Origin of the sequence: Ensifer adhaerens (assembly GCF_002940685.1) — a bacterium.
Taxonomy (GTDB): domain Bacteria; phylum Pseudomonadota; class Alphaproteobacteria; order Rhizobiales; family Rhizobiaceae; genus Ensifer; species Ensifer adhaerens_E.
On record NZ_PNFP01000007.1, the window covers coordinates 24,199 to 50,137 of the forward strand.

The following is a 25,939-nucleotide window of genomic DNA, read 5'->3' on the forward strand; positions in this document are numbered from 1 at the left end:
GCGGCGGTTAAGCGCTGCCTGAAAGGGGATCAGAGCGTTCTGCGCCCGGCGTTTTCGAAGCGCGGATTGAGATCGGGTAAATCGCCTGTTTCCTGTCCGCCGCCGGAGGTCTTTTGTAGCCACCGCCGTCGCGCCGTCTTCAGGCCCCGCAGCAGTCGCCCAAGGTCGATCACGTCGTGGTGTGCGCGAGAAGCGCCGTATCGGCCCTCACGGTAGCGCGCAAAACCGGCCTTCGTTTCCGGGTCGGCAAAGCGATCGATCCACTTTGAAAGCGGCACGTTTCCGGTCTGGCGCGACCAGCGGTCGAGGGCTGCGTCCAGCCCCGCCGCATCGTGCTTCATGCAGGCATCTACCACGCGGCGATACGCCGTCGCCTCGGACTGCTCCTTGCGGGCAAGGACAGCGGTCAACCAGACTTCCAGCCGTCCGCAGAGATTGGCGGCGAGCTGGATGAACAGGCCGATGGCGAGGAGCGTGGCGGCGCAGCCGCCCCACCAGAGCCAGTCAAAAGGCTCCTCGGCCGGGGGCGGTGCGGGTGGGGCGAGCGTCCCCTCGGTCACCGGTGCCGCGCCGACCGTGACCAGGGCGCCATCCGCCTCTGCTGTTTCCGTCTGCCCGCTTGTGGGGTTGAACCATTGCAGTGCGATTGCCGGCAGGGTGAAATGGCCGGGCTTGGTGAAGACGTAGGTCGCCGTATCGGTGCGCAGCCCGGCGGTAACATCGCCGCGCGAGGTGCGCTCCTGCGACAGGACCGGGTCATGGACATAAACCTGCACGCCCGCCGGCGCATCGAGGGTTGGCACCGGGATCATCATCGGCGCGAGACCGGCGGCATGAATGGAGACCGTGCGCACAAGCGCATCACCGGCCCGCAGCCCCGCAGGATCGCGGTCGAAGGTCTGGGTGATGGTGATCTCTCCGGCCGTCACGCCGGGTGTCCCGCCTTCGCCGCCCGGAACCGCGGCAACCGTGAACCTGAGCGGCGGCAGCGTCACCTTTCCCTGGCTTGTCTGGCCGGGCACGGCGGCATAGCCGAACGGAATGACCGCGGCCGGCAGGGCATAGTCGCCGGCGGTCTGCGGGGTGATGGCGTAGGTCTTGCGAATGCCGGAGAAGGCCTCGCCGTTGACGGTCTCGTTGAGGTTCAAGCCGCGGTCGTCGGGCATGGTGACGACGGAGCCGGGAAGATCGAACAGGGGAAACTGCGGCGGCGAGAGGAAGTAGTTCGGCACGAAGACGTCGACATCGACCTCTACCTGCTGGCCGGCGTAGATCGTGCCCTTGGTCGTGAGCGTCGCGCGCGCAAAGGGATCCGCGGCTATGGCAGTGCCGACAGGCAAGAGCAGAAGACCGACGATGCAGACGAGCAGACGCGTCAGGGCGGGGAGGGCTGTCACGGTGCCGCCTCCTTTGCTTCGATGGCAAACTTTCGCGCCAGCAGTTCGGCCGGCGACACCTGGATGTTGCGCATCCACATGTCGGCCGTCTGCGGTCCGCCCTGAACGGTGGCTTCCGTCCCCTTTTTGCCCTTGTCGTCGAACTGGACCTGATCGGGGTCGATGCCGGCCTGTTCCTGCTGCGCGTCCTGTTCCTGCTTGTCCTTGTCGGCCTTGCGCTTCCTGGCGATCTCGAGGTTCTTCTTGGCATCGGGCCAGTCGGGATGGCGCTTCAACGCCTGCCCGTAGGCGGCGATCGCCTCTTCGGCCTTGTCGAGATGCAGGAGGGCATTGCCCTGGTTGTAGTAGCTTTCCGCCGTATCGCTCTCGGCAAAGGCATCGATCGCATCCTGGAAGCGGCCGGCGCGGTAGAGCGCCGCGCCGCGCCAGTCTGGATCGGCGAATTTTTCGGACGCAGCCGGGAAATCGCCCCGTTCGAAGGCGCGGCGGCCCTGTTGGTCCGGTGTCAGCCACAGGTCGAGAAAGCGATTGTCCGCCGCTTCCGCGCGTTCGTTGCCGGCAAGCAGCGTGGCGGCGAGCAGATAGACGGCCCAGCGTATGGTCCAGCCGCGCCGGAACCAGAAGAGGCCGAAGACGGCGATCGGGATCGTCAGCCACCAGCCGAGATCGTGCCAGCGCGTCAGTCCCTCGGCGGTCTTCGCGGCAAAATTCGTCTGGATGCGCCGGATGATCCAGCCAACGTCGGCATCGTCGGATGTTATGGTCGCAACCTCGGCCTTGGATGCGGACTGCAGCGCCTTCAGGCCGTCGATATCGAGCTTCGCCCTGACATGCGCACCGGTCGCGTCGCTCAGGAACCCGCCGTCCGCCGTCTTGACCGGCCCGCCCTCGGCCGTGCCGATGCCGAGCACCATGAGCGCGTTGCGCCCCTGATACTGACCGAAGGCCTGGAAGGCCGAACGTTCGACGCCGTCGGTCATGAAGAGGATCGTGCCGGGCACGGTTTCGTTGGCGAGCGCCTTTTCGACCTCCTGCAGAGCCTTGGCCGTATCCTTGCCGTCGACGGGCATGATCTGCGGCGACAGCGCGGCGAGATAGGTTTTGACCAGCGCGGCATCGTCGCTGAGCGGCAGCACCATGTGGGCGGAGCCGGCATAGGCGAACAATGCGGTGCGCGAGCCCTTCCTGCGGGTGAGAATATCCTGGACCTTCAGCTTGGCGCGTTCGAGCCGTGTCGGCGAGATATCGGTCGCGTTCATCGTCGCGTTGAGGTCGATGGCGATCGCCAGCGGTGCCGTGTCCTCCACGAAGGGCGGCCGCTCGCGCTGCCAGGTCGGACCGGCGGTGGCGATCGCCGCGACGGCAATCAGCGCCGCGGTGATGTGCACCGGCTGGAAACGCCGCTTCCCGCCCTTGTCGATCAGCAGATGATCGAGCAGGTGGGGGGCGATCATGTCCTGCCATTGCGAGCGGACGTCGCCACGCCGGGTGACGAGATAGATCAGCAGCGGGACGGCGGCGAGCGCCAGCAGCCAGAGCGGCCTCAGAAAGTGGAAATCCGAGATCATGGCGCTGCCTCCCGGCGCTGGCGGCGATCGGCGAGCGAAGAGAGGAGCCACATGGCGGCGTGATAGGCGAGCACGATCAGGAGTGCAGCACCAAGCGGGTAGTAGAACAGTTCGATGCGCGGCCGCCAGGAGAGCGTCTTCTGGTTTGCCGGCGTCAACTGGTCGAGCAGTTCGTAGATATTCTGCAGGCCGGCCTGATCCTGGCCGAAGAAGTACCGCCCCTTCGTCGCCTCGGCGATCTGCTGCAGTGCCGCGGTGTCGAGCTTCTGTTCGCCTTGAGCGTTGGGATCGCCGATGCCGACCGTGTGGATGACCACCTTCTTCTCCGCCGCGATATCGGCGGCCTTGTCGGGTGGCATCTTGCTCGCGGTGTCGTTGCCATCGGTCAAGAGGATCATCACCTTGTCCGGTGCGGTGCTCACATCGAACATCTTGATCGCGAGCCCGATGGCGTCACCGACCGCGGTGCGGGGGCCTGCCATGCCCGGCAGGCTGTCGGCCAGCATCAGCTTGACGGTCTTGTGGTCGAGCGTGAACGGCACCAGCGGATAGGGCGCATCGCCGAAGGCGATCAGGCCGAGCCGATCGTTCGGCCGGCGGTCGATGAACTCGGCGACCACCTTGTGCACCGCCTCGGCGCGGGTCTGCAGGTTGCCGGCGGGATCGCGAAAATCGCGCGTGTCCATGGATTGCGACAGATCGATCGCCAGCATCAGGTCGCGCTGCGGCTCGGTCTTCTCGATCGGCGGTTCGACATATTGCGGCCGCGCCAGCGCCAGCACGATCAGCGTCCAGCAGATCGGCGCGATCACCTTCTGGCCGAGATTGGTCCTCGGAACGACAGAGCCTTCGGTCGGGCCGAGATTGGCGGCCGCGGTGATGTCCTTGAAGAACGGCACCCTGACGGCGGCCGACTGCTCGCGGTAGGGCGGCAGCATCCACCAGACGAGGAAAGGCAGCGGCAGGAGGATCAGCGCCCAGGCGTAGTCAAGCACGTACATGGTGCGCCTCGATCCAGTGACGTGCCGCGGCGGCATAGGCCCGCGCCTCGGGCTCCGGAACCGTCGCGAGCGCCTGGCTGCCGCGATATTCCGCTTCCTCGAAGAAACGCGCAGAGGCGATCGGAAAGACGGGGCCGCCGGAATGGGCGTCGAGGAACCCGGTCCAGCCGGTGCCATGCAGGCCGGCAACGGATTCGCGCGGCCAGATCGACAGCGCTGTCCGCTTCAGGAGGACGGGCAGGGCAACGAGCGCTTCGCCGCGGGTCGTGGTTGCCGCAAGCCCGGCCTCGATCTTCCGGAGGTCCACGAGCGCCTCCCGGCGGTAGCGGTTGGCCTCCCAGCGCCGGTACCAGCGCCAGCAGGCAAAGGCGATCAGCAGCAGTATCAAGAAGCCCAGCACTGCCCACGCCGTGGTCTGCGGCATCATCGAGACAGGCTGAGGCAAGGCGATATCCGCAAGCCCCCGAAGGGCGGCCTCGAGTAGCGGGTCTTTCGGGGGAGGCGCCGTCGCCATCATCGCCTCCGTTGCCGGCTGGCAAGTTGACCGAGCATCGTGCGCAGCTGCGGTGCCACTTCTTCCGCCGCTGAAATCGGCAGCATCGGCAGGCCGAGTTCCTCCTGCCAGGCGCGCAGTGCCCGCCCGCGCTTGCGCGCAAAACTGTCGATCGCCTCGCGCGCGTCGCCATGGCCGAACTGCACCTCGGCCTGAAGCAGCCCACCGCTGAAGACGATATCGCCCTTGCGTGGCAGTTCGAGCAGGAAGGGGTCGTAGATCAGCACGGAGATCACGTCGTTGTGGGCCGAGAGCTTCAGGAGCATGTCGCGGGTTTCGAGGCTGTAGCCGTCGAAATCGCTGATGACGATGACAAGGTGGTCGTGCCGCGCGATGTTGGCGACGGTCGTCAGCACGACGTCGAGCTGCTCGGCGCCGTGCGGCGCCTGCGAACGCGCCTGCAGTGCCGTGTTGTGGCGAACGATGCTGTCGGCGAGCCGGATCACCGCTTCGCGGCTGCGGTAGGGGCGCACCTCGGTGACCTCCTCGTCGCCGAAGACGAAGCCGCCGACCCGGTCGCCGAGTGCCAGAACACGCCAGGCGGAAAGCGCTGCGACCTCCGCCGCGGCGACGGATTTCATCGCGCGGCGACTGCCGAAGAACATGTTGATGCGCTGGTCGACGAGGATCAGCGCCGGCCGATCCTTCTCCTCGTCATAGACCCGGACGACTGGCTTGCCGGTACGCGCCGTCACCCGCCAGTCGATCGCGCGGATATCGTCGCCGGGCAGGTAGTTGCGCAGTTCCTCGAAGGAGAGGCCGCGGCCGCGCATGCGCGATTCATGGCGCCCGGCAAGCAGACGGCGCACCGGCGCCTTGCGCAGGAACGTCAGGTCGCGGGCCATGGCTTCAAGGCCGACCAGCGCGTCCACGGACGTATAGACGCCGGTCGTTTCGACGGCGCGGGACTTTATGATGCCGCGGGAACGGGCGAGAGCCGGCAGGGACATGGCCATCGGCGAACCTCCATCCTCAGGCGACCGCGACGAGCTCGACGATGCGGTCGATCACCTGGTTGGCGGTGGTGCCGCCGGCATGCGCCTCGTAGGAAAGCACCAGCCGGTGGCGAAAGACGTCGTGCACGGTTGCCTGTACGTCGTCGGGCGTGACGAAATCGCGGCCGTCGAGCCAGGCATGCGCCCGCGACACCTTGTCGAGGCCGATGACGCCGCGCGGGCTGACCCCGACCTGAAGCCACTTGGCGAGATCCTTGTCGACCTTGTCGGGATAGCGGGTCGCCATCACCAGCGCGACGATGTAGTTCTCGATCGCTTCGGAAACGGTGATCGCCGCTATTTCCTTGCGTGCGGCAAAGACCGCGTCCTGGGCAAGCTTCTCGTTCGCATGGTTGTTCGATTTGGCGTTGGTTTCCTCCGAACGCACGAGCCGCATGATGTCGGCTTCCGAGGCTGCGTCCGGATAATCGACCTGGATGTGCATGAGGAAGCGATCGAGCTGTGCCTCCGGCAGCGGGTAGGTGCCCTCCTGCTCGATCGGGTTCTGGGTCGCCATCACAAGGAATAGGTCCGGCAACGTGTGGCTCTTGCCGCCGATCGTGACCTGGCGCTCCTCCATCGCCTCGAGCAGGGCCGATTGCACCTTGGCCGGCGCCCGGTTCACCTCGTCGGCGAGAATGAGATTGGCGAAGATGGGCCCTTCCTGGAACTGAAACGCGCCCTTGCCGCCCTCGGAAAAATAGACCTCGGAGCCGGTGATGTCGGCGGGCAAGAGGTCGGGCGTGAACTGGATGCGGGAGAGCTCGGCGTCGAGGTTCTTGGCCATGCTCTTGATCGCGCGGGTCTTCGCCAGTCCCGGCAGGCCTTCGACCAGGAGGTGGCCGTTGCTGAGCAGCCCCAGCAGCAAGCGCTCGATCATGCCCTCCTGGCCGATGATCGCTTCACCGATGCGCTTGCCGAGTTGCTGGATATCGTCGCGTGCACCCATGAGGCCCTGCTCCCTTGCCCTTCCGGCAACATCAGTCTTCATGAACTTTTGTAAGAGCTTATTGTCAAATCAGCCCGATTGGAAAGCACGTAACAGTAACGAAGGCCTGAGCGGCGATGGCGGCCGTGCCCCATGGCGCGTTGCTTGCGCGCCCAATGGTTTCGAGCGGCTGCGTAACGGTTACGTACTTTGGCCGGCAGGCATTTGGCGCTACCTTGCCTTCTGCCGTTCGCATGTTCGGTTGCCGACGGTGCCCAGGGAGATGAGAGCCATATGCAAATGTCCCCGAAAATGCCCCTCGTCGACGAAACGCCGGCGGCCATCAGCGCCCGCAAGCAAGTCTGGATCGAGGGCGGGACCTTCCTCATGGGCTCGGACAGGCACTATCCGGAGGAAGCGCCGGCCCACCCGGTGAAAGTCGACGGCTTCTGGATCGATGTCACGCCTGTCACCAACCGGCAGTTTGCAGCCTTCGTCGAGGCGACCGGCTACGTGACGGAGGCCGAGAAGGTGCCGGACCCGAAGGACTATCCCGGCGCCCTGCCGGAGATGATGCGGGCGGGCTCGGTGATCTTCGATCCGCCGAAGCGGGTGACCAGCAACAGCCCTTCGCAATGGTGGAACTTCAAGTTCGGCGCCGATTGGCGACGGCCCTACGGGCGGCAGAGCAACATCCGCGGCAAGCTCGACCATCCGGTCGTGCAGGTCTCCTATCTCGACGCCAAGGCCTATGCCGCATGGGCGGGCAAGGACCTGCCGACGGAGGCCGAATGGGAGTTTGCCGCCAAAGGCGGGCTCGAGGGCGCGGAGTTTGCCTGGGGAGACGAACTGGTGCCCGAGGGACGCTTCATGGCGAACACCTGGCACGGCATGTTCCCGACGGAAAACCTGAAGCCCGACGGTTTCGAGCGGACCTCGCCGGTCGCGAGCTTTCCCGCCAACGGCTACGGCCTCTACGACATGATCGGCAACACCTGGGAATGGACCAGCGACTACTGGTCGACCCGTCACCCGGCCCCGGCGCAAAAGAGCTGCTGCATTCCCTCCAACCCGCGCGGCGGCGACCGGGAGGCAAGCTTCGACCCGCGGCAGCCGACGATCCATATCGCCCGCCGCGTGGTGAAGGGCGGTTCGCATCTCTGCGCGCCCAACTATTGCCGCCGCTACCGGCCGGCGGCGCGCCATGCGCACGAGGAAAACGCGGCGACGACCCATATCGGTTTCCGTTGCATTCGGCGGCCCTGAGCCGGCCAGAGATCTTGAGAATCGTAGCGCCAGGAGGATGGATGATGACGGCAACAGCGATGCGATCCGGTTCTGTGCCGGACAAGAACTCCCGAGGACGGCGACGCCGTTTCGGTCTGGCCGGTCTGCTGCTCCTGTTCGCCGCGGTCTTTGCGCCGCCTGCTGCCCTCGTGGCGGCCGATGCACCGGCCGACGTTCTCCCATCGTGGAACGATGGCGCGGCGAAAACCCAGATCGTCGATTTCGTCACGCGGGTTACGAGCGAGGGCAGCGCCGACTTCGTGGCGCCCGCGGAACGGATCGCGGTCTTCGACAACGACGGTACGCTCTGGACCGAGCAACCGAACTATTTCCAGGGGATGTTTGCCATCGACCGCGTCAAGGCGATGGCGCCTGACCATCCGGAATGGAAGGACAAGGAGCCGTTCGCATCGCTGCTGAAGGGCGATATGGCCGGGGTTGCCGCGGCCGGCGAGAAAGGCATCGTCGAGCTTGTGATGGCGACCCATGCGGGCATGACGACGGATGCCTTCACGAAAACGGTCAAGGATTGGTTCGCGACCGCGAGGCACCCGCGCTTCGACCGTCCCTATAACGAGATCACCTTCCTGCCGATGCGCGAGCTGCTCGATTATCTCCGGGCAAACGGCTTCAAGACCTATATTGTCTCCGGTGGCGGCATCGAGTTCATGCGTCCGATGACCGAACAGATGTATGGCATCCCGCCTGAACAGGTCGTCGGCAGCAGCATCACGACGAAGTACGAGCTTGATGGCGACGCACCGGTGCTGATGCGTGAACCCAAGATCGACTTCATCGACGATGGTGCCGGCAAGCCGGTCGGGATCAACACCTTTATCGGCCGCAGGCCGATCTTCGCCGCAGGCAATTCCGATGGCGACTACGAGATGCTGCGTTGGGTAACGGCAGGCCCGGGCGCGCGCTTCGGCCTGATCGTGCACCATACGGACGGAGAGCGCGAATGGGCCTATGACCGGCAATCGCCCGTCGGCAAGCTGGACAAGGCGATGACCGAGGCCGAGCAGAGGAATTGGCTGCTGGTCGACATGAAAAACGACTGGCGCAAGATCTACGCCTTCGAAAAATAGGCGGGCCCGACCGCCGGCGCCGACGGGCGCCAGCGCTCGATGCCGAAAGCCAGGTGTCAGGAGCCACGTGCGGACCTTGGCCGGCCACCCCTGCGCGGAGGGGCTAAACTGTACGCCCATCCCTGTCGCTGTGCATTTGCCAGGATCCATCGCGTGGCGCCAGCTGTCTGGCGGTGATCGCAGATTCCATCCGATTCGAGATGGAGATCCTGAAGGCGCCGGCCAATCCGAGCCAATGTTACTGTTACGTACTTCCGAAAATCGGCGTTCGTGCCACTTTTCGCTGAGGGGAGAGGCAAGCAAGGGCCGGATTGGCCACAAAGCGCCGACCGGCGAGCCGATGCCCCGCCCGTAACGGTGTCTGGTCGTCATGGACACCCCAGGGAATGTCAAAGCATGAGCATCGATTGTCGTTCAGACGGATGGTAACCCATGCCCAGCGCAGCCTCTCAACGGGGACTTCTGAAGCTTATGCTCAAGCTGCCGGCCTTGCGCGGCCAGCTGCAATTGCTCAGCGCCAAGAATCAGTCCTTGGCAAGCCTCTGCGAAGCCTATGAGGAGGCGAGCTCGATGCTCGACCGGCAGAGGCGTCTCGCCCCTCTGGATCATTCGATCATCTCGGAGTATGAATTGATCTGTCGAGAGATCGAAGAAGAGGTCATTTCCGTCTGTATCGCCGATACGGGGACGTGAGACTAGTCCATTGTGATTAATGATTACCTCCTCTTGAGCTTGTCGGCTCGACGAAAACCCCACAAGAATTCTATGGGAATTGTCGGTAGTTCCTGTTCCGATATGAAATGATTCAATTGTTTGACAAAAATATTTTGTGACGGTGCGATATTCTTCTTCCTGCAACGGTAGCTCTCGTCTAGAGTTCGCCTCGCGTTGCACTCTCTTTGGGGTTGTGGCAGTTGGGAGCGCATCATGGAAGCCAGCAGAAATGCGGGTCATATGAATTGCAGTGCCGTTGCAGAATGCGAGGCGCGAGCCGCCCTTGAACGCATTCTTGCCGACAGCCAGTTTCACGCGACCGAACGTCATCGCAAGCTGTTGCGATACCTGGTCGACGAGTTTTTCGCTGGCCGTTCGGGTCAGGTGAAAGCCTATACGATCGCCATAGACGTCTTCGGACGGCCCGCCTCCTTCGATCCCGCGACCGATCCGATCGTGCGCGTGGAGGCGTCGCGCCTGCGCGCCGCAATGGCACAGTATTACGAGGCGCTCGGCGAAAGAGCCGAACTTCGGATCGAGTTGCCGAAGGGCAATTACGTTCCGCAATTCGTGATCGGCAGCGAGCCCTTGAGGGGGCTGCCCGAGAGCGTGGCGCCGGCTGCTGAGCTGGCAGGCGAACAGCCCGTCGAACTGGCGATTGCGCCGCCCGTCGCTTCGCGCAGATTGCTCCCGCTCGCCGGCTTCGCCGCGCTCGGGGCCGGCCTGGTGCTCATGGCCGGCGCCTTCTACATGTCCGTTGTCGATCGCCTGCCCTGGCAACCGGTATTCTCGGCCAAGCCGACGATCGTCATTGACGTGCCGATGCGGCAGGGGGCCGACGACGACGTGCAGAAGAAGGCGGGAGACTATCTGGTCCATGCGCTCTCCCAGTTTTCCGCCGTCCGCACACTCGCGCAGCCCTCGCCGGCGGGCGTGGACGTGGCGTCGATAACGGGATGGGTCTCGTCCGCGCCGCCGGTCAAGTTGGAGGGCAGCAAGGAATACAGGCTGTCGGTCGCCTACAGCACCGACGAGCGCAAGCATGAGGTCTCCTGGCAGGTGATCGATGTGCAGAGCAACGAGGCCTTGAGGGCGGGCAGCGCGAAGGCGGCGCTCGACAGCGGCGATGCGCGGGAGATCCGGGAAAAGCTGCTCTCCCGTCTTGCCCTTTCGCTTGCCGGTGAAGAGGGCGTCATTGTCAGCCTGGAGGCTGCGCGGCAACTGGTGACGCCGTCGATCGGTTACGGTTGCGTGCTTCAGGCGGATGTCGCGCTGGCGCGGATCGACGCCGAGGGACTGGCCTTGGCCCATGGCTGCCTCGAGAAAACGGTGGCCTACCAGGTTGCCGACGCCGACGTCTTGGCCAGCTTGGCGATAGTTCTGGTTGCGACCGGCGAGGCGAGTGCCGCACCGACGGTGGCTGAGCGTGCGCTGAAGCTGGCAGACAAGGCCGTTGCGCTGGCGCCGCAATCGAGCCAGAGCTACGTCGCCCAGATGCAGGCGCGCTTTGCGGCCGGCGAGACGGAAGCGGCGTTCATCTCCGGCCGCCGTGCGGCGGCGCTCAATCCTCTCGACGACGCGATCCCGGCGCGGCTCGGCCTGCTGCTTTTCGTAAGCGGCGCCTATTCCGAGGGGGTCAACCTTGCCCGTGCGGCGGACGCCGGCAGCGAGTATCTGCATCACGACGCCGCGCTGACCCTAGCACTCGAAGACTATCGGAGCGGCCGTTACCGTGAAGCGCTCAGGCGCGCCCGGGAGCTTGCCAATCCGGCGGACACGACCGTCAACCTGCTGCGCGTGGCAGCGGCGGGTCAGCTCGGCCTGATGCGGGAAGCGACCGGCGCCATGGACGGTTTGCGCTTGAACGAAGCGCGCACGACGCAGCCGCACGAAACGGAACTGGCCGCCCGCGGCTATGCACCGGAGCTGATCACTCTCCTCGATGACGGTCTCGCCAAGGCCGGCTTGCATCCGGCCGCCCGCTAAAGCGCGTCGCGATCCTTCAGATTCGCTCCGTGCGCTTTAAGTTATTGATTTAGCGCATGTCGTTATCGCAAAACCGCTGCGCACTTTTGTGCGACATGCTCCAGCAACCATTGGCCCGAGCGGATGGTCAGCTTTCAGCGGCGACCCGGATCACCAGCTTGCCGAAGTTACGGCCTTCGAGCAGGCCGATGAACGCGTCCGGCGCATTCTCGATGCCGTCGACGACGTCTTCGCGGTAGCGGACCGCACCGCTTTTGATCCAGCCGGCCATCTCCTGATAGAAGGCGGGCCGCTGATCGGCGAATTCGCGCTGGATGAACCCACGGATGAGCAGGCTCCGGCTCAGCACCTCGCGCATGACGCCCGGCAGCCGGTCTTGGCCGCCTTGCGCGCCGGCGGGCTGATTGTAGTGCGCGATCAGGCCGCAGACGGGCACGCGGGCGAAGTCGTTCAACAGTGGGAACACCGCATCCCAGACGTGGCCACCGACGTTCTCGAAATAGACGTCGATGCCCTTGTGGCAGGCGGCGGCGAGTTGTTCGGCGAAATCAGGCGCGCGGTGGTCGATCACGGCATCGAAGCCGAGCGTGTCGCGAACGAAGGCGCATTTGTCCGCACCGCCGGCGATGCCGACGGCACGCGCGCCCTTGATGCGGGCGATCTGGCCGACCGCCGAGCCGACGGCCCCGCTCGCAGCCGCCACGACGACCGTCTCGCCAGGCTTCGGCTGGCCGATCGTCAGCAGTCCGGCATAGGCTGTGAAGCCGGGCATGCCGAGAATGCCGAGTGCTGTCGAGAGGGGGGCTGCATCCGGATCGAGCTTGCGTAGCTCGGCGCCGCGCGACAGCGCATAGCTTTGCCAGCCGGAATGGGAGAGCACGAAATCGCCGTCGCTGAAGTCCGGGTGGCGCGAGCGGACGACGCGCGCGACGGTGCCACCCTCCATGACAGCGCCGATCTCCACCGGTTTTGCGTAGGACCGGCCGGCATTCATCCGGCCGCGCATATAGGGATCGAGCGAAAGGTAGAGGACCTTCAGGAGAACTTCGCCGTCCGCCGGCTCCGGGATCGCCGTCTCGACGATGCGGAAATCGCTCGGCGCCGGTTTTCCGGATGGCCGGGCGGCAAGCAGGACCTGGGTGTTCTTGCTCATTGTCTTTTCCTTCCTGTCTGTGCCCCGATGCGCCGCGGCGACTGGCCGCGCGACACGCGCCTCTTTTCGCATGAAACGGAACAAAGGCCTACAGGCCTCGATTTGAACCCAAAACGGTTCCGCGGGCTCGCCCTGATGGGTGAGCCCGCGGCAATCGCGAAGACAGCGCGTTCAGGCGGCGTCGATCGCCTGTCTGAGGTCGGCGATGATGTCGTCCGGATGTTCGATGCCGATCGAAAGCCTGACATAGCCGGGGGTGACGCCGGTTTTGAGCTGGTCGATTTCCGACAGCTGCGAATGCGTCGTTGTTGCCGGATGGATGGCCAGCGAGCGTGCGTCGCCGATGTTGGCAACATGATAGAGCAGCTTCAGCGCGTCGATGAAACGGCGCCCCGCCTCGCGTCCGTCCTTCAGTTCGAAACCGACGAGCGCACCGTAGTGGCCGTTCCGCAGGTATTTTGCGGCACGCGCCTCGGCCTCGCCGTCCTGGAACTTCGGGAAGATCACCCGCGCCACCTTGGGGTGGGTGCGGAGGAACTCGGCCACCTTGATGGCATTGTCGTTGTGCTGGCGGATGCGGAGCGGCAGCGTTTCCAGGCCCTGGATGAACTGGAAAGCGTTCAGCGGACTGATGGCGGCGCCAAGGTCGCGCAGGAGCACCGCGCGGGCGCGCAGGATATAGGGATGAAAGGCGATCGTGGCGGCCTTTTCGAGCCAGGTCTTGCCCTGGTAGCTCGGATCCGGCTCGTGCAGGTTCGGGTGGCGCGCCTCATGTTCGTGCCAGGGGAACTGGCCGCTGTCGATGATCGCGCCGCCGATCGAGGTGCCGTGACCGCCGATGTATTTGGTCGTCGAATAGACGACCACCGCGGCGCCGTGATCGAACGGCCGGATCGTCAGCGGTGCTGCCGTGTTGTTGACGATCAGCGGGACGCCGAAGCGCTTGCCGATCTCGGCGACCTCGGCGATCGGGAAAACCTCCAGCTTCGGGTTCGGCAGGGACTCGGCATAATAGGCCCGCGTCCTGTCGTCCGTCGCACGGGCGAAGGCCTCGGGGTCGGCGGCATCGACAAAACGCACCTCGATGCCGAAGCTTTTGAGCGTGGCGGCAAACAGCGCCCAGGTGCCGCCATAAAGGCCCGCGGCGCTGACGATGTTGTCGCCGGCGCGCGCAAGGTTCAGCAGCGCGAAGGCCGAGGCCGCCTGGCCGGAGCCGAGCGCCAGCGCCGCCGCGCCGCCTTCGATTTCCGCCAGCCGCTGTTCGAAGGCGTCCTGCGTCGGGTTGGAGACGCGGGTATAGAGATGTCCCGGCGCCTCCAGCGCAAAGAGCTTGTCGGCGCCGTCGGTGCCGGGCAGCTGATAGGAGGTCGTCTGGTAGATCGGCACGGCGACGGCGCCGCTTGCCGGATCGAAGCGATAGCTGCCGCCGTGCAGCGCCAGCGTTTCGGGATGTAGCCGCGAGCCGGCCTCGCGCAGCCCGGTCGGCGCCTTGATCTCGGCTGCGGCTTCCTCCGGCTTTTGATGGATCGTCATCGCATGTCTCCTTGGCTCTTCGGGTTGGGGGGATCGGCAGCGTCGTTGGTCATGCGGGCACGGCCGCCTTCTGCTGTTCCAGCAGATCGGCGTGGTGGGCGGCGGCGACATCGGGGTGCGAGCGCAGCCGGGATTTCAGCACGTTGCGCCCGACTTCGTGGAAGAGCGGGTTTTGTGGGTCCTGGGTGACGCCACGCACCTCGGCTGCAAGCTCCTTCGGCAGGTCGAGCACCGGGATGGTCGAGGCGAGGTTGGCGCCGAGGAAGAAGGCGACCGAAAGCCGGTCGCCGCCGGCCGGCGGCGTGACCACCCGATGGATGTTGGCGAGCAGATAGCCGTTCGATGCCAGTTCCAGCAGTTCGCCGACATTGATGACGAAGGTGCCGCGCTTCGGCGGCGCATCGATCCAGCCGCCCTTGCCGTCGTCGACCTGCAAACCGCCGACCACGTCCTGCAGCAGGATGGTGACGAAGCCGCCGTCCTTGTGGGCGCCGACGCCCTGATCGCTTTCGGTCTTGTCGCGGCCGGGATAGCGGATGATCTTCAGCAATTGGTTTGGGCCGTCGCGATAGATCGGTCCGAAGACATCGGGCCTCTGGCCGAGCGCCTCGGAAAATATCTCGATCAGCCGGATGCCGAGCCCGGTCACGGCTTCGATGTAGCCGAGGATCGCCGGTTTCAGCTCCGGCAGGGCGTCCGGAAACTGGTTTGGGCCGACGAGCCGCTTCCACGGCGCGTCACTGGTCGCGATATCGAGGCTCTGGCGTTCCGGGCCGAAGTCGACCTGTTCGCGCCAGTCCTGGGTGCCGCGCGTAAACTCGAGGCCGGCGCGATTGTAGCCGCGGAAATGTGGCGACTTGCGCATCTCGATCGCCAGCTTGTCATCCTCCGGCAGCGCGAAGAAGCGACGCGAAAGCGAGAGAATGCCATCGATCTCCTCCTGCGGAATGCCGTGGCCCTGGAGATAGAAGAAGCCCACCGAGCGGGCAACGCTGCGCAGTCCGTCGAGCGCTGCGGCCCGCTCGGGATGGCCCGCCGCAAAACGCGCGAGGTCAAGGACGGGTAGGGTCGGATTTGTCTGGCTCAAGCTGGTCTCCCTTCGTCATTCGGGTGCTTAGGGCAGTGGGTGAGAATTGGTCCTGCCGCGGGTCGCACATGATGCACGAAGCCTAACCGGAGGCGGCACTTTCACTCAATATTGTCTATGGAAAATATGGACTAAATTTCAACGAAAGCGCGAAGCATGCTTTCGAACGGAAACGGTTCACGGGAAATTTCCGTCCTGACCGACTGATTTCCGATTTTTTCCGGGCAGTCGCTCGGTCCAACGGCGACGATGGCTTCGACCGCGAAGCCGCCTGTCATCGCAGCGAGGGGCGCATGCCCGCAAAACGAGCAACAGCAATAGCCCCGCTTCGCCTGGAGCGAAACGGGGCTATTCTGTCATTGGCCTCGACACCGTCCAGGTTTCGTCGTTCATCCGCGAAACCAACGATCCGCGGAGGTCCGCGATGACGGCATCCCAGTATACGCGCGACGGCTCAGCAGCGGCCGAGGCTCGGGCGTGTCATCAGTTCGTTGGTGAGATGCGCTCTCTGGCTGCCGCAGTCCTCGGCTTCCTTGAGCAGCGACGCCAGCGCCAGCTCGAGGCAGTATTGGACGCCTTCGACGTTGAGGGTCTTGGCGGAGTCGCGCGCATAGGTGACAAGACGAGCCAGTGCCAAGAGCTCCTTTTCCTTGTCTTCCGGTTCCACCGGTACAGCAAATGAAGATAGCATGATTCTCCCCAGCTCCCTTTGGATCAACAGATCCTGTCCAGCGTGGCCAATCATAGCGTGACTTCGCGGCAGTGCGCGTGACATGAGCGTGACACACGTTGTATCTGAAAACCGCATCCTTAAGATGAAGCGTCAGGTTGACTTAGCAACCTCTTCCACATGCTGGTAGAATTGAATTTCCAGCTTTGCGCTACAACCGTCCGTTGGGCCGGTGTGCGTCGCAGCATATCGAGCAACTGCTCAGCGTCGACGCGCTTCTGATCGACATATTCGGTCGCTAGCAGCGTGACGAGACGGTGAGCATCGATCCCCGCCGGCAGCGTGACGCCCGCGACGATGCGGGCCCAGTTGCGCTCCTTGTAGAACATGTCCGACGCTGTCGCGTCGAGCGACGCGATCAGTTCCGGAGCAAGGGCCCGGCTATGCAAAAGGCGCTTGAGCGTCGCATCGACGTTGACGAGGGGCAGGGTCAGCGGCAGATAGCCGAGTTCGGTGGGGCCGTGGATGAGTGCGACGTCGGCGTCGTCCACGCGCGCACCTTCGGCGTACTGCCGGTAGATTTCGCCAAGGCCGACCATGCCGTAGGCAGCACATTCCGCCGCGCGAAGCGCGCCCATGCTGGCGGCGCCGAAGACCTGCACGCCCAACGACAGCGCGTAGAGGATCTCCTTGTGCCAGACGGGCGCGACGTTCTCGAAATTGCCGTCGACCAGTCCGATGGCGGTCGCGCCGTCTTCGACCGCGCGCAGGACGTCGCCCTGAACGGCGGGCGGGCGGACGATGAGATCCCTGTTTGCCGCGTGGCGTGCGTCCGGCAGCGTCGGGCCAATGAAGACGACGTTCATCCAGCCTCCAGCGCACGGGCGAGCGCCCGTTCTCCAAAGCGGCGCTTGCGCGCACCGTCGGGATTTTCGAGAGCCGGCACGACAACCTTGACCACGGAAAAAGGCGCAGCGTCTTCCGTGAGCGGGACGACGACGACCGTCCGGATACAGGCCGCTTCGAGCCGCCGCAGCACGAAGTCGAGCAGCGGCTGCGGCCCGGTCGGGGCTTCTGTCGATGCCACGGTTCTGCGTTGCGGCATGGCCGCAAACAGGCGTTGCGTTTCCTCGGGCAAGTTTCGGGCGAATGTTTCCGGGAAGACGTCGTCGCGGGCGCCGCTGATATAGGTCAATCGCGACTGGGCGGCCTCGGTCACTGCGCGGATGGCCGCGCGGCGCGCCAGCGGATGGGCGCCATGGCCGATGGTCACGTCGTGATAGCGGGGCTGCCTGGCCGACAGGATGCCCGCTTCGGCCAAGGTTGCCGCATAGCAGGGAACACCGATGTCGCTGGTCATGTCGAACAGGCGCAGATCCAGGCCCGAAGACATGATCCGCTTTGCAAGGCCGTCGAGAACGGGGTCCTCCAAGCATGCCGGATCGATGCAGCCCCGGTGCTTGCCGCCAAGCGGCAGCAGCCGCCAGAGCGTTTCGGCGTCGCGCTCGATGCGCTCCAGCAATCCGTGCAGGATCGCCTCGGCCTCGATATTGCCCGAGGCCAGTCCATCGGAGGATTGCCAGTAGCGGCAGCCGTCAATCGTCCGGTCAAGGATTGCCGCTTCGCGCGGAACCCACGTCGTCGCGCCGTCTAAGAGATCAAAGCCCCGGAGCCAGTCGATCGTTTCGTCGTCCTGAAGATCCGCTTGCCCGGCCGCGATGAGCCCGGCAAGCGGCAGCGCCCGATCGCCGGTTTCAAACAGCGCCCGGGCGGTCGCCGTTCTTGCCGGCACCAACGGCGCGCAGGCTATGGCGCGCTCGATCGCTTCCATGGCCGCCGAAACCTTGGCGTCGATATCGGTGACGCCCTTTCCCTGGTTGATGACGATCGATCGCGCATTGGGCGATACCGCGCTCCAGACGGGGATGCCGATCCGGTCGAGCCCGGTCAGTCGCGCAAGCCGGCTGACGCCGAGCGCCGGCAAGAATGCCTCGATCCGCCGGAACGTTTCCTCGGGCGGGCAAGCGCGATCGCTGTAGGAAAGTGGGCCGGCCACCGGGCGGCTGAAATGCCCGTCCGGCGGCCGGCCAATTTCGGTGGTTTGCGCCACGCGTGGACTAGCCGTCCATGAACCCGCCGGAAACGGAGTCGGACGAGGCTGCAGCCACGGCGAGATTGACGCCCTTGTGTACCGTTGCGCCACTGCTGATGCGCAGGTCGTTGGCCACGGCCAGCGGTCCTTGCTTCGGCTTCGCGATCTGCGACACCGTGCCCGCGTCCAGATCCGCAACCCAAAGCCTGTCGTCGCCCGCCAAGCCGATCACTACCACTTTCGCCATCTGCCCCTCCTGTTGCTTGATGTGAGAAATCAGAAGCCCGCCTTGCGCAGGCCTTCGCAATAGTGAATTCGCTGCCATTCCTCTCTGAAGGGAACGATGGCGATCCATTTGTCGAGATCGAAATCCGGGTGCACGTCGAAAGTCTTGCGGACGAACTGACGGGCCTTTTTCTGGTTGCCGAGCATGCCCCAGCTCGCTGCCGACAGGCGATCGGCCGGCGTTGGGTCGCGCATGCGCTCGATATAGGCGATGGCCTGTTCGTATCGGCCGAGCGAGTAGCTGGCGCCGGCCGCGGTCCAGAAATACTCGTCCGGCGCAATCGGGTTGAGGTCGAGTGCCGCCTCTATCTTGCGCAGCCCGCCTTCCGGCCGCGAGGCCTGCACCAGCGTATCGGCGTAGCTCGCAATCACGTTGGCATGCTGCGGGCTCAGCGCTTCCGCCTTGTCATGGAATTCCATGCTCTCGTCGAACTGCCGGAGGTAAAGTTTGACGACGCCGAGTTCGCGGTAGCCCGTCGCCAGCGTGTCGTCGGCGACAACCGCGTCGCGTGCATGCCGTTCGGCGAGTGCCAGCAATTCTGCATCGCCGCGGGCCGTCAGCAGCCATTCGACGAAGTAGCTGCGCGCCAGGCCGCTCATCGCGGGCGCGAAGTCGCCGTTCTGGTAGAGCGCCTCGCGGAAACTCTTGCGGGCGCGCCGCACCTCCGGAAGGTTGAGCTGCTTGAGATAGCGCTGCCCGAGCAGGAAGCTGCGGTAGGAGCCGACATTGGTCTCGTAGGTCTTGCGATGGGTCTCGTTGCGGTCCACCTGGCTCGCGATGGCCAGCGCGATCTGGCGCGCGATTTCGCGTCGCGAGGTCATCAGTCCGTCGCCGTCGAGATTGAAGCGGTCGGCCCAGATCACCTCGTCATTGGCAAAGAAGATCAACTGCGTGAAGAGCGTCAGCCGGTTGCCTTCGTTGGTGAGGCGCGTGTCGAGAATGTAGCTGATGGCGTGCTTCTGGTACGTGTTGGCCTTGTCGGCCTGGAGGCTGATCTGGGCGGCGGTATAGGGCGCGATCACCGAAACCGAGCGAAGCGCGCAGAGCCCGATGGTCACGTCCTCGATCAATGCGCTCGCAAACTGTGTTGCCGGACTGTCGATCGCGCCGTTGTTGGGCGGCAACAGGACGACGCGCGGCAGGCGCGTGTCGACAGCCGGCTCCGGCGTCGGCGCGTATACCGTCGAGACCGGCCGCCACTCCGGGCCGGCCGACGCGACCGCAGTGCCGCTGTTTAAGACTGCCCGCGCCTCCAGGTGGTTGCCTTCGAGCTGGAACGCCTGCGTCAGGATCTTGCGGACGTCCTCGTCGAGCGGGTTGCGCTCGAGCAGCCGGGTCGCGGCCGCCTTGACCAGCTTGCGGTGATTGTTCGTCGCATCCGGCGCGGCCAGAAGCAGGCTTTCGCGCAAGAGCGCCATGTGCTCGCACCGCTGCCGCTCGATCCAGCCATGCAGTGCCTGGCCCTGGGATTTCAGGTCCTTGAGGAAGTCCTCCTGGAAAGTCTCTACCGCCCACTGGAGACGGGAAAGCGGATCGCCCGCCTCACGCCCGATGGTATCGAGATCGCTCTTGAGCAGGGTGGTATCGAGACGCACCACCGACGGCGAAAAACTCAGGAAGTGACAACCGAGTTCTTGCTGGCGTGCGCTGATGCGGGAGATCGTCTTGCGCAGATTGACGAAGGCCTGGCTCGGGACGATCTCGTCCCACAACAGCTTGGCGACTTCGTTTCTGGACTGCTCGCTGATCCCGCCGACGATCAGATGACACAGGATCAGCAGACCTTTTTCCGGGAAAGCAACTTCACGCCCGTCGCCATCGACGAGCTGCAAACGCCCGAGGGTCTGCAGTCTGAATGTCATCCGGTCGTTCCTGTCGCGCGGTGCTTAGCCGTGCAGGTCCTGAGCGTGGCTCGCCGCAGCGCGGGGGCTCTCGGTCTCTGGCGTCTGGGCAACGGCTGCTACCAGCGAGATGATCTTCTTGCGCAGCACCGGGTCCGTGATCTTCAGGAACGCGCGATTGAGCGCGATGCCTTCCTTCGACGAAACGAAGGACGAGATTTCGCTCGGTTCGCGCGTCGTGTCGCCCGCACCGTTGCGCGCGCCGGCGGGGTCTTCACCCTCCTGGAAGAAGAAGCTCGGGTGCACGCCGAGGATATCGGCGATCGCCTGCAGACGGCTCGCGCCGATGCGGTTGGTGCCTTTTTCGTACTTCTGTACCTGCTGGAATGTGATCCCGAGACCGTCGGCCAGCTTTTCCTGGCTCAGTCCGGCCATCAACCGACGCATCCTGACGCGGGAACCGACAAAGACATCGATCTGGCTGGGGGCTTTCGTGTTCACTTGTATTTCCTCCGCACGTAGGAGTGGTCAATTCATACATATGAGTTTGCTTGAATAAATGGCCTGATGCAATCACTACGGGCTAAAACACAAAGATTTGCGACGCTTTGGTGATTTTGCCCGGGGCGCATGGGACAATGACCGTCGCGATCGGGACATGTCCCGGCATGATGGCATGCCGGCAGGCGCGCGGAGACGGCGTTGGTCGCTGTCGCGCGGCGAATCGGTCCTGTGGCGGGATGCCGCCCCGAGCAGCAGCTCTTCGTCGTACAAGCCTTCTCGGCGACCCGTTACGGTCGCCGTTACTGTTACGTACTTGCGCTACGGCAGCGGGCAAAGATGCTGATGGTTCAATCGGTTCCGGTGTCAGCTTCGGCCAAAGGTCGTCGTCGGCCCGCCGAACCGGACCGCCCGGGATCTCGGAGAACCGAAATGCACAGATTGACACTCGCCTTGACGCTCTTCGCGATCGCCACGGTTCCGGCGCAGGCCGGGCCGGCGACGACCAGCGCCTCCGTCAATTTCCGCGAAGGACCGGGAACAGGCTTCGGCAGTCTGGGCACGCTTGCGGAGGGAAGCGAGGTCGACGTCAAGGAATGCGACGATGCAGGCACCTGGTGCGCGGTGAGCTTCAACGGCCAGAACGGCTTCGTCAGCGGCAAGTACCTGAACGATGCCGATCCCAAGGGACTTGGCTGGCCGCGCGCCTTCAAGACCGAAGGCGGCGCGACCATCACGCTCTTTCAGCCGCAGATCAACGCCTGGAAGGATTTCACCGAGCTCGATGCGCTGATCGCTGCCGAATACAAGCAGTCCGACGATGCCAAGCCGATTTTCGGAGTGGTCGGTGTCACCGGCAAGACCGATGCCGACAACGCCGCGGGCCAGGTGGTCGTTTCCGACATCAAGGTGACCGAGATCAACTTCTCCGTCCTCGACCGGAAGGAACTGGCGGATCTGGCGCTTGAAGTCGGCAAGCTGATGCCGGTCGGAACGATTACCGTTTCGGAGGACAAGCTGACGGCGAGCCTCGCCGACTACCAGCGGCTCGGCAATGTCGAAGGGTTGAAGGCCGATGCGCCGCCGATCTTTATCAGCAGGAAGCCTGCGATCCTGGTGCAGACCGACGGCAAGGCGGTGTTTGCCCCGGTCAAGGGCGTCGAAGGGCTCTCCTTTACGGTCAACACCAATTGGGACCTGTTCAAGGTCGAGGCTGACGCAACCTATTACCTGCGCAACGACAGGGCATGGCTACGGTCGAAGGATCTCGCCTCGGGATGGGAGCCCGCCTCGTCGCTTCCCGACATTCTCAGCAAGCTGCCGGACGACGACAACTGGAAGGATGCCAAGGCGGCGATCCCGCCGCAGGCGGACAAGGTCATCGTGCCCGACGTCATCTATTCGGACAAGCCGTCGGAACTGATCGCTTTCGACGGCGAGCCGAAACTCGAGCAGGTGCCGGGCACCGGTCTCAAGGTTGCGAGCAACACCGAGAGCGACGTCTTCTTTCGCGATGCGGATTCCAACTGGTACGTCCTCGTGTCCGGTCGCTGGTTTGCGAGCACCGCGCTCGAAGGGCCCTGGACCTTTGCGACGCCCAAGCTGCCGGCCGACTTCCAGAACATTCCACAGGATGCCGCCTATTATACGGTGCGTTCGTCCGTTCCCGGCACGTCTGAAAACGCAGAGGCACGGCTGAAGGCCAGCATTCCGGAAAAGGCGCGTGTCTCGCTCGACGGCTCGGTCAAGGTGGATGTGGCCTATAGCGGCGACCCGAAGTTCGAGGAGATCGACGGAACGTCCGTTGCCTACGCCGTCAACACCAACGAGACCGTCATCAAGGTCGCAGACAAGTACTTCGTGCTGAAGGATGGCGTCTGGTTCGTCGGCGATACTCCGACCGGGCCTTTCAGCGTCGCCAAGGCGGTGCCGGACGCGATCTATGCCATCCCGCCATCGTCGCCGGTCTACAATGCCACCTATGTGCGCATCTACGACACCGAGCCCGATGCGGTCTGGTTCGGATACACGATGGGCTATCTCGGCGCCTATCTCGCCTGGGACACCTTCGTCTATGGCACCGGCTGGTACTATGACGACTATTGGGACTATGGCTGGGCCGGCGGCGGTTACTGGCCCTATTATCCGCGCCCGGTGACCTATGGCGTCGGTGCGTTCTACAATCCGGCGATCGGCACCTTCGGCCGTTACGGCTATGCCTATGGCCCCTACCGCGGGATTGCTGCCGGCGCCGCCTACAACCCGCGCACGGGCACCTATGTTCGCGGTGCGGTCGGCTACGGGCCGAACGGAGACCGCGGTTTCGTCGCAGCCTACAATCCGCGCACCGGCAACGCGGCGATCGCCCGTGGCGGCCATAACGTCTACGGAAGCTGGGGCACGGCGGCCGTCAAGCACGGTTCCGATTTTGCCCGCATCAGCGGCGGGTCGACCGCCAACGGTGCCGGCGCCCACTGGCGCACGTCCGACGGCAACCATGGCTTTGTCGCCGGCGGCAAGGGCGGCGATATCTATGCCGGCCGCGACGGAAACGTCTATCGCCGCGACGACGGACAATGGCAGAAACACACGCCCGACGGTTGGCAACCGGTACAGAAACCCCTGGTCCAGGACAGGGCAAAGGCAGGCCAGCAATTTTCCGCCAACCATCCGGATGCGGCCGCGAACCTGAACCAGCGGATCGACGCGGGCCGGCAAGCCGGTCATGGTGTTGCGCCAGACCACCTGGCGATCGACAATATCGGGCGTCAGCTCGGCAACCAGCGCACCTTCGAGCGCCAGTCCTTCGACCAGCGGCCGTTGAACTTCCCGACCGGCGGTGGCGGCGGCTTTGACCGCCCGGGTGGTTTTGGCGGCGGTGGTTTCAACGGGGGCGGCGGCTTCCACGGAGGAGGTGGCTTTGGTGGTGGCGGCGGGTTTAGCGGCGGTGGCTTCCAGGGAGGCGGTGGGTTCCATGGCGGTGGCGGTTTCCGCCGCCGTTGACCGCGACGCTTTTTGACATTGGCGCAACAGCCCGGTGGTATGTTAGCCTTTGTAATGATTGAGAGTCGTGCCGGTCGGGGGACGGGCATGCGCGTCGGGGGTGTTGAGAATGGGCTGTGTCGGGTCGTCGGGTCGCTTGCTTATGGGGCCGGTCTTCGGTCTCCTTGTCTTTCTTTCGGTTGCCTTCGGGCTGGCTTCGCCAGGGCTGGCGCAGGAGGCCGCGCCTGCCGCTCCGCCGGCAAAGGTCCAGCAGCTGATCCAGCTCCTCGATGATCCGGAAGTGAAGCAGTGGCTGTCGACGAAACAGGCCCCGCCCGCCACTGCGGCCGAAGCTCCGGCCGGAACGCCCGCAACCGGTGTCGTGGCGCGCTGGACCGCCGAAATCAGGCGTCATCTCACCGGTATCGGCAATGCCGTGCCGCGTGTTCTTCCGGAAATGCAGGCGGCGCGCCAGCGCCTTTCCGGCGACATGGAGAGCCATGGCGCGGCACCCATTCTCAAGGGATTTTTCCTGATCCTGGCGATCGGCTACGGCGCCGAATATCTCCTGCGCTGGCTGCTGGGGCGCAGCCTGAAGGGGGCGGTGCTGACGGGGCCGGCCCGCACCATGCTCACACGGGTTCTACCGCTCATCGTTTTTGCGGCTGCCAGCATGTCGGTGCTGGCGATCGCCGACTGGCCGACGCGGCTGGAAACGACGATCGCGCCGCTGCTCGGCGCCTGGATCGGAGCGCGCCTTTTGATGATCATCGCCTCGGCCGTCCTGACGGGGGGACCGGTCAACGAGGAGAATGCGGACGGGCGAGGGGGCTACCTCTCGCTCACGCCCGATGAGGCCAGCTTCTGGCACCGGCATGCCCTGTGGCTGATCGGTGGCGGGGCACTCGTCTGGGGCGTCGGCGACGCAATGAGCGCGCTGTCGATTTCTGCGGACGTGCGCAATCTCATCACCGCGCTTCTTGGGCTCGTGGTCCTGGCGCTCGGGATCCTCACCGTCGTGCGGCGTCCGGCCGGCGCCGTGGTTGGCTCGCGCCGTATCGTCGGCAACGTGTTCCTCGTCGCCTTCCTGGTCGTGCTTTGGCTGCTTTGGGTCGCCGGCATGGACGTGCTGTTCTGGATCGGCCTTTACCTGATCGGCTTGCCGCCGCTGTTGCGCTTCACCAGTGCCTTCACCAGGACGATGCTGGCTAGCTCGGCAGAGGACGATCCGCGCGTGGTGCGCAACATCTTCATCGAGCGCGGCGCACGGCTGCTGGTGATCGCGCTCGCCGCCGGCTGGCTGGCGCTCGTCTTCAAGGTCAGCGCCACGTCGATGATGCAGGACGACGCCTTCAATAGGGTGTTCCGCGGCGTCCTTGCGGGCATCGTCATCCTGCTGGCTGCAGATCTGGTCTGGCAGCTCGTCAAGGGTTTCATCAACCTGCGCGTCAAGCAGGCCAATCACGCGACCGAAGACCCGGCCGAGCGCGCCCGCAATACCCGCCTGATGACGTTGCTGCCGATCCTGCGCAACTTTCTGGCGGCCTTCATTGCCGTCGTCGCGGTGCTGATGGTGCTCTCCGGCCTGGGCGTGGAAATCGGCCCGCTGATCGCCGGCGCCGGCGTCTTCGGCGTCGCGATCGGCTTCGGCTCGCAGACGCTGGTCAAGGACGTCATCAGCGGCATCTTCTACATGATGGACGATGCCTTCCGTATCGGCGAATACATCCAGAGCGGCAGCTACAAGGGCACGGTCGAGTCCTTCAGCATTCGTTCCGTCAAGCTCCGGCATCACCGCGGCCCTGTCTTCACGGTGCCTTTCGGCTCGCTCGGCGCCGTGCAGAACATGAGCCGCGACTGGGTGATCGACAAGTTCCTGATCAACGTTTCCTTCGATGCCGACGTCGCCAAGGTGAAGAAACTGGTGAAGGGCATCGGCGCCAAGCTGCTCGAGGATCCGGATATCGGGCCGTTGATCCTGGAAACGGTCAAGATGAAGGGCGTCGAGAATTTCGGCGACTACGGTATGACCTTGAGCTTCGCCATGAAGACCAAGCCGGGGGCCCAGACCCAGGTCAGGCGTCGGGCGCAGGTCATGATCAAGGAGTCCTTTAAGGAAAACGGCATCAACTTCGCCTCGCCGACGGTGCAGGTGGCGGGCGACGAGCAGCAGCAATCCGTCGCTGCAGCCGCTGCGACCCGCGACGCGATCGCCAAGAAGAATGCGGCCGCCGCGCTCGGCGAAGGCGGTCCGCCGCAGGAATAGCATTTCGGCAA

Annotated in this window: 21 protein-coding genes; 6 read left to right on the forward strand and 15 right to left on the reverse strand. The window is 64.6% G+C overall.

Going from position 1 to position 25,939, the window contains the following annotated elements; all coding sequences use genetic code 11:
* Positions 1–29: 29 nt before the first annotated feature.
* The 6 genes from C1A35_RS14995 to C1A35_RS15020 all read right to left on the reverse strand — a co-directional run bounded on the left by C1A35_RS14995 (position 30) and on the right by C1A35_RS15020 (position 6,463).
* Positions 30–1,397, reverse strand: coding sequence for a BatD family protein (locus C1A35_RS14995; protein WP_158665077.1), 1,368 nt, complete (start codon positions 1,395–1,397; stop codon positions 30–32).
* Positions 1,394–2,965, reverse strand: a complete 1,572-nt coding sequence (locus tag C1A35_RS15000) for a vWA domain-containing protein (protein ID WP_104665099.1) — start codon at positions 2,963–2,965, stop codon at positions 1,394–1,396. The genes C1A35_RS14995 and C1A35_RS15000 overlap by 4 nt, the downstream gene beginning before the upstream one ends.
* A complete protein-coding gene (locus C1A35_RS15005; RefSeq protein ID WP_104665100.1) occupies positions 2,962–3,966 on the reverse strand; it encodes a vWA domain-containing protein in 1,005 nt (334 codons plus the stop codon). Before C1A35_RS15005 ends, C1A35_RS15000 begins: the two co-directional genes overlap by 4 nt.
* Positions 3,953–4,411: a DUF4381 domain-containing protein gene (locus C1A35_RS15010; protein WP_234822874.1), complete on the reverse strand. Its 459-nt coding sequence runs from the start codon at positions 4,409–4,411 to the stop codon at positions 3,953–3,955. Before C1A35_RS15010 ends, C1A35_RS15005 begins: the two co-directional genes overlap by 14 nt.
* Before the next feature lie 68 nt (positions 4,412–4,479).
* Entirely contained in the window at positions 4,480–5,475 is a 996-nt protein-coding gene (locus tag C1A35_RS15015) for a DUF58 domain-containing protein (RefSeq protein ID WP_104665102.1), read from the reverse strand.
* 16 nt (positions 5,476–5,491) lie between these two features.
* A complete protein-coding gene (locus C1A35_RS15020) occupies positions 5,492–6,463 on the reverse strand; it encodes an AAA family ATPase (protein WP_104665103.1) in 972 nt (323 codons plus the stop codon).
* A gap of 279 nt (positions 6,464–6,742) precedes the next feature.
* Here C1A35_RS15020 and C1A35_RS15025 point away from each other — a divergent pair, with 279 nt between their 5' ends.
* The 4 genes from C1A35_RS15025 (at position 6,743) to C1A35_RS15040 (ending at position 11,517) form a co-directional block, all read left to right on the forward strand.
* Entirely contained in the window at positions 6,743–7,708 is a 966-nt protein-coding gene (locus tag C1A35_RS15025; RefSeq protein ID WP_104665360.1) for a formylglycine-generating enzyme family protein, read from the forward strand.
* 44 nt (positions 7,709–7,752) lie between these two features.
* Positions 7,753–8,817, forward strand: coding sequence for an HAD family hydrolase (locus C1A35_RS15030; protein WP_440271533.1), 1,065 nt, complete (start codon positions 7,753–7,755; stop codon positions 8,815–8,817).
* Between the two features lie 432 nt (positions 8,818–9,249).
* Positions 9,250–9,510, forward strand: a complete 261-nt coding sequence (locus tag C1A35_RS15035) for a hypothetical protein (protein ID WP_104665104.1) — start codon at positions 9,250–9,252, stop codon at positions 9,508–9,510.
* Between the two features lie 234 nt (positions 9,511–9,744).
* The gene (locus C1A35_RS15040; protein WP_158665078.1) at positions 9,745–11,517 is read left to right on the forward strand and encodes a hypothetical protein; all 1,773 of its coding nucleotides are present in this window, start codon (positions 9,745–9,747) and stop codon (positions 11,515–11,517) included.
* A gap of 127 nt (positions 11,518–11,644) precedes the next feature.
* Here the strand turns inward: C1A35_RS15040 and C1A35_RS15045 are convergent, their stop codons facing one another.
* The 9 genes from C1A35_RS15045 to C1A35_RS15085 all read right to left on the reverse strand — a co-directional run bounded on the left by C1A35_RS15045 (position 11,645) and on the right by C1A35_RS15085 (position 20,680).
* Positions 11,645–12,670, reverse strand: coding sequence for an NADP-dependent oxidoreductase (locus C1A35_RS15045; RefSeq protein ID WP_104665106.1), 1,026 nt, complete (start codon positions 12,668–12,670; stop codon positions 11,645–11,647).
* 171 nt (positions 12,671–12,841) lie between these two features.
* Entirely contained in the window at positions 12,842–14,203 is a 1,362-nt protein-coding gene (locus tag C1A35_RS15050; protein ID WP_104665107.1) for an O-acetylhomoserine aminocarboxypropyltransferase/cysteine synthase family protein, read from the reverse strand.
* 49 nt (positions 14,204–14,252) lie between these two features.
* Complete coding sequence (locus tag C1A35_RS15055; RefSeq protein WP_104665108.1) at positions 14,253–15,290, reverse strand: isopenicillin N synthase family dioxygenase; 1,038 nt, start codon at positions 15,288–15,290, stop codon at positions 14,253–14,255.
* A 454-nt stretch (positions 15,291–15,744) separates the two neighbouring features.
* Positions 15,745–15,981 carry a hypothetical protein gene (locus C1A35_RS15060; RefSeq protein WP_158665079.1) on the reverse strand — a complete coding sequence of 79 codons (237 nt, stop codon included), beginning with the start codon at positions 15,979–15,981 and terminating at the stop codon, positions 15,745–15,747.
* A 119-nt stretch (positions 15,982–16,100) separates the two neighbouring features.
* Positions 16,101–16,826 (reverse strand): TfuA-like protein, encoded by a 726-nt coding sequence (locus tag C1A35_RS15065; protein ID WP_104665110.1) that lies wholly within the window; start codon positions 16,824–16,826, stop codon positions 16,101–16,103.
* The gene (locus tag C1A35_RS15070; protein ID WP_104665362.1) at positions 16,823–18,016 is read right to left on the reverse strand and encodes a YcaO-like family protein; all 1,194 of its coding nucleotides are present in this window, start codon (positions 18,014–18,016) and stop codon (positions 16,823–16,825) included. The genes C1A35_RS15065 and C1A35_RS15070 overlap by 4 nt, the downstream gene beginning before the upstream one ends.
* A gap of 61 nt (positions 18,017–18,077) precedes the next feature.
* On the reverse strand, positions 18,078–18,299 hold the full coding sequence (locus C1A35_RS15075; RefSeq protein WP_104665111.1) for a hypothetical protein: 222 nt from the start codon (positions 18,297–18,299) through the stop codon (positions 18,078–18,080).
* Between the two features lie 29 nt (positions 18,300–18,328).
* Positions 18,329–20,200 (reverse strand): SARP family transcriptional regulator, encoded by a 1,872-nt coding sequence (locus C1A35_RS15080; protein ID WP_104665112.1) that lies wholly within the window; start codon positions 20,198–20,200, stop codon positions 18,329–18,331.
* 24 nt (positions 20,201–20,224) lie between these two features.
* On the reverse strand, positions 20,225–20,680 hold the full coding sequence (locus C1A35_RS15085) for a helix-turn-helix domain-containing protein (protein ID WP_104665113.1): 456 nt from the start codon (positions 20,678–20,680) through the stop codon (positions 20,225–20,227).
* A gap of 432 nt (positions 20,681–21,112) precedes the next feature.
* Here C1A35_RS15085 and C1A35_RS15090 point away from each other — a divergent pair, with 432 nt between their 5' ends.
* Positions 21,113–23,683, forward strand: a complete 2,571-nt coding sequence (locus tag C1A35_RS15090) for an SH3 domain-containing protein (protein ID WP_104665114.1) — start codon at positions 21,113–21,115, stop codon at positions 23,681–23,683.
* Positions 23,684–23,825: 142 nt separating this feature from the next.
* Positions 23,826–25,928 (forward strand): mechanosensitive ion channel family protein, encoded by a 2,103-nt coding sequence (locus C1A35_RS15095; protein ID WP_104665115.1) that lies wholly within the window; start codon positions 23,826–23,828, stop codon positions 25,926–25,928.
* Positions 25,929–25,939: the final 11 nt, after the last annotated feature.

What these genes read in the sequence shown, in the direction of transcription:
- C1A35_RS15015 (WP_104665102.1), bottom strand. Translation starts at nt 5,475, where the DNA reads ATGGCCATGTCCCTGCCGGCTCTCGCCCGTTCCCGCGGCATCATAAAG.
- C1A35_RS15050 (WP_104665107.1), bottom strand. Translation starts at nt 14,203, where the DNA reads ATGACGATCCATCAAAAGCCGGAGGAAGCCGCAGCCGAGATCAAGGCG.
- C1A35_RS15020 (WP_104665103.1), bottom strand. Translation starts at nt 6,463, where the DNA reads ATGGGTGCACGCGACGATATCCAGCAACTCGGCAAGCGCATCGGTGAA.
- C1A35_RS15060 (WP_158665079.1), bottom strand. Translation starts at nt 15,981, where the DNA reads ATGCTATCTTCATTTGCTGTACCGGTGGAACCGGAAGACAAGGAAAAG.
- C1A35_RS15075 (WP_104665111.1), bottom strand. Translation starts at nt 18,299, where the DNA reads ATGGCGAAAGTGGTAGTGATCGGCTTGGCGGGCGACGACAGGCTTTGG.
- C1A35_RS15030 (WP_440271533.1), top strand. Translation starts at nt 7,753, where the DNA reads ATGACGGCAACAGCGATGCGATCCGGTTCTGTGCCGGACAAGAACTCC.
- C1A35_RS15080 (WP_104665112.1), bottom strand. Translation starts at nt 20,200, where the DNA reads ATGACATTCAGACTGCAGACCCTCGGGCGTTTGCAGCTCGTCGATGGC.
- C1A35_RS15045 (WP_104665106.1), bottom strand. Translation starts at nt 12,670, where the DNA reads ATGAGCAAGAACACCCAGGTCCTGCTTGCCGCCCGGCCATCCGGAAAA.
- C1A35_RS15040 (WP_158665078.1), top strand. Translation starts at nt 9,745, where the DNA reads ATGGAAGCCAGCAGAAATGCGGGTCATATGAATTGCAGTGCCGTTGCA.
- C1A35_RS15005 (WP_104665100.1), bottom strand. Translation starts at nt 3,966, where the DNA reads ATGTACGTGCTTGACTACGCCTGGGCGCTGATCCTCCTGCCGCTGCCT.
- C1A35_RS15035 (WP_104665104.1), top strand. Translation starts at nt 9,250, where the DNA reads ATGCCCAGCGCAGCCTCTCAACGGGGACTTCTGAAGCTTATGCTCAAG.
- C1A35_RS15000 (WP_104665099.1), bottom strand. Translation starts at nt 2,965, where the DNA reads ATGATCTCGGATTTCCACTTTCTGAGGCCGCTCTGGCTGCTGGCGCTC.
- C1A35_RS15090 (WP_104665114.1), top strand. Translation starts at nt 21,113, where the DNA reads ATGCACAGATTGACACTCGCCTTGACGCTCTTCGCGATCGCCACGGTT.
- C1A35_RS15025 (WP_104665360.1), top strand. Translation starts at nt 6,743, where the DNA reads ATGTCCCCGAAAATGCCCCTCGTCGACGAAACGCCGGCGGCCATCAGC.
- C1A35_RS15095 (WP_104665115.1), top strand. Translation starts at nt 23,826, where the DNA reads ATGGGGCCGGTCTTCGGTCTCCTTGTCTTTCTTTCGGTTGCCTTCGGG.
- C1A35_RS15065 (WP_104665110.1), bottom strand. Translation starts at nt 16,826, where the DNA reads ATGAACGTCGTCTTCATTGGCCCGACGCTGCCGGACGCACGCCACGCG.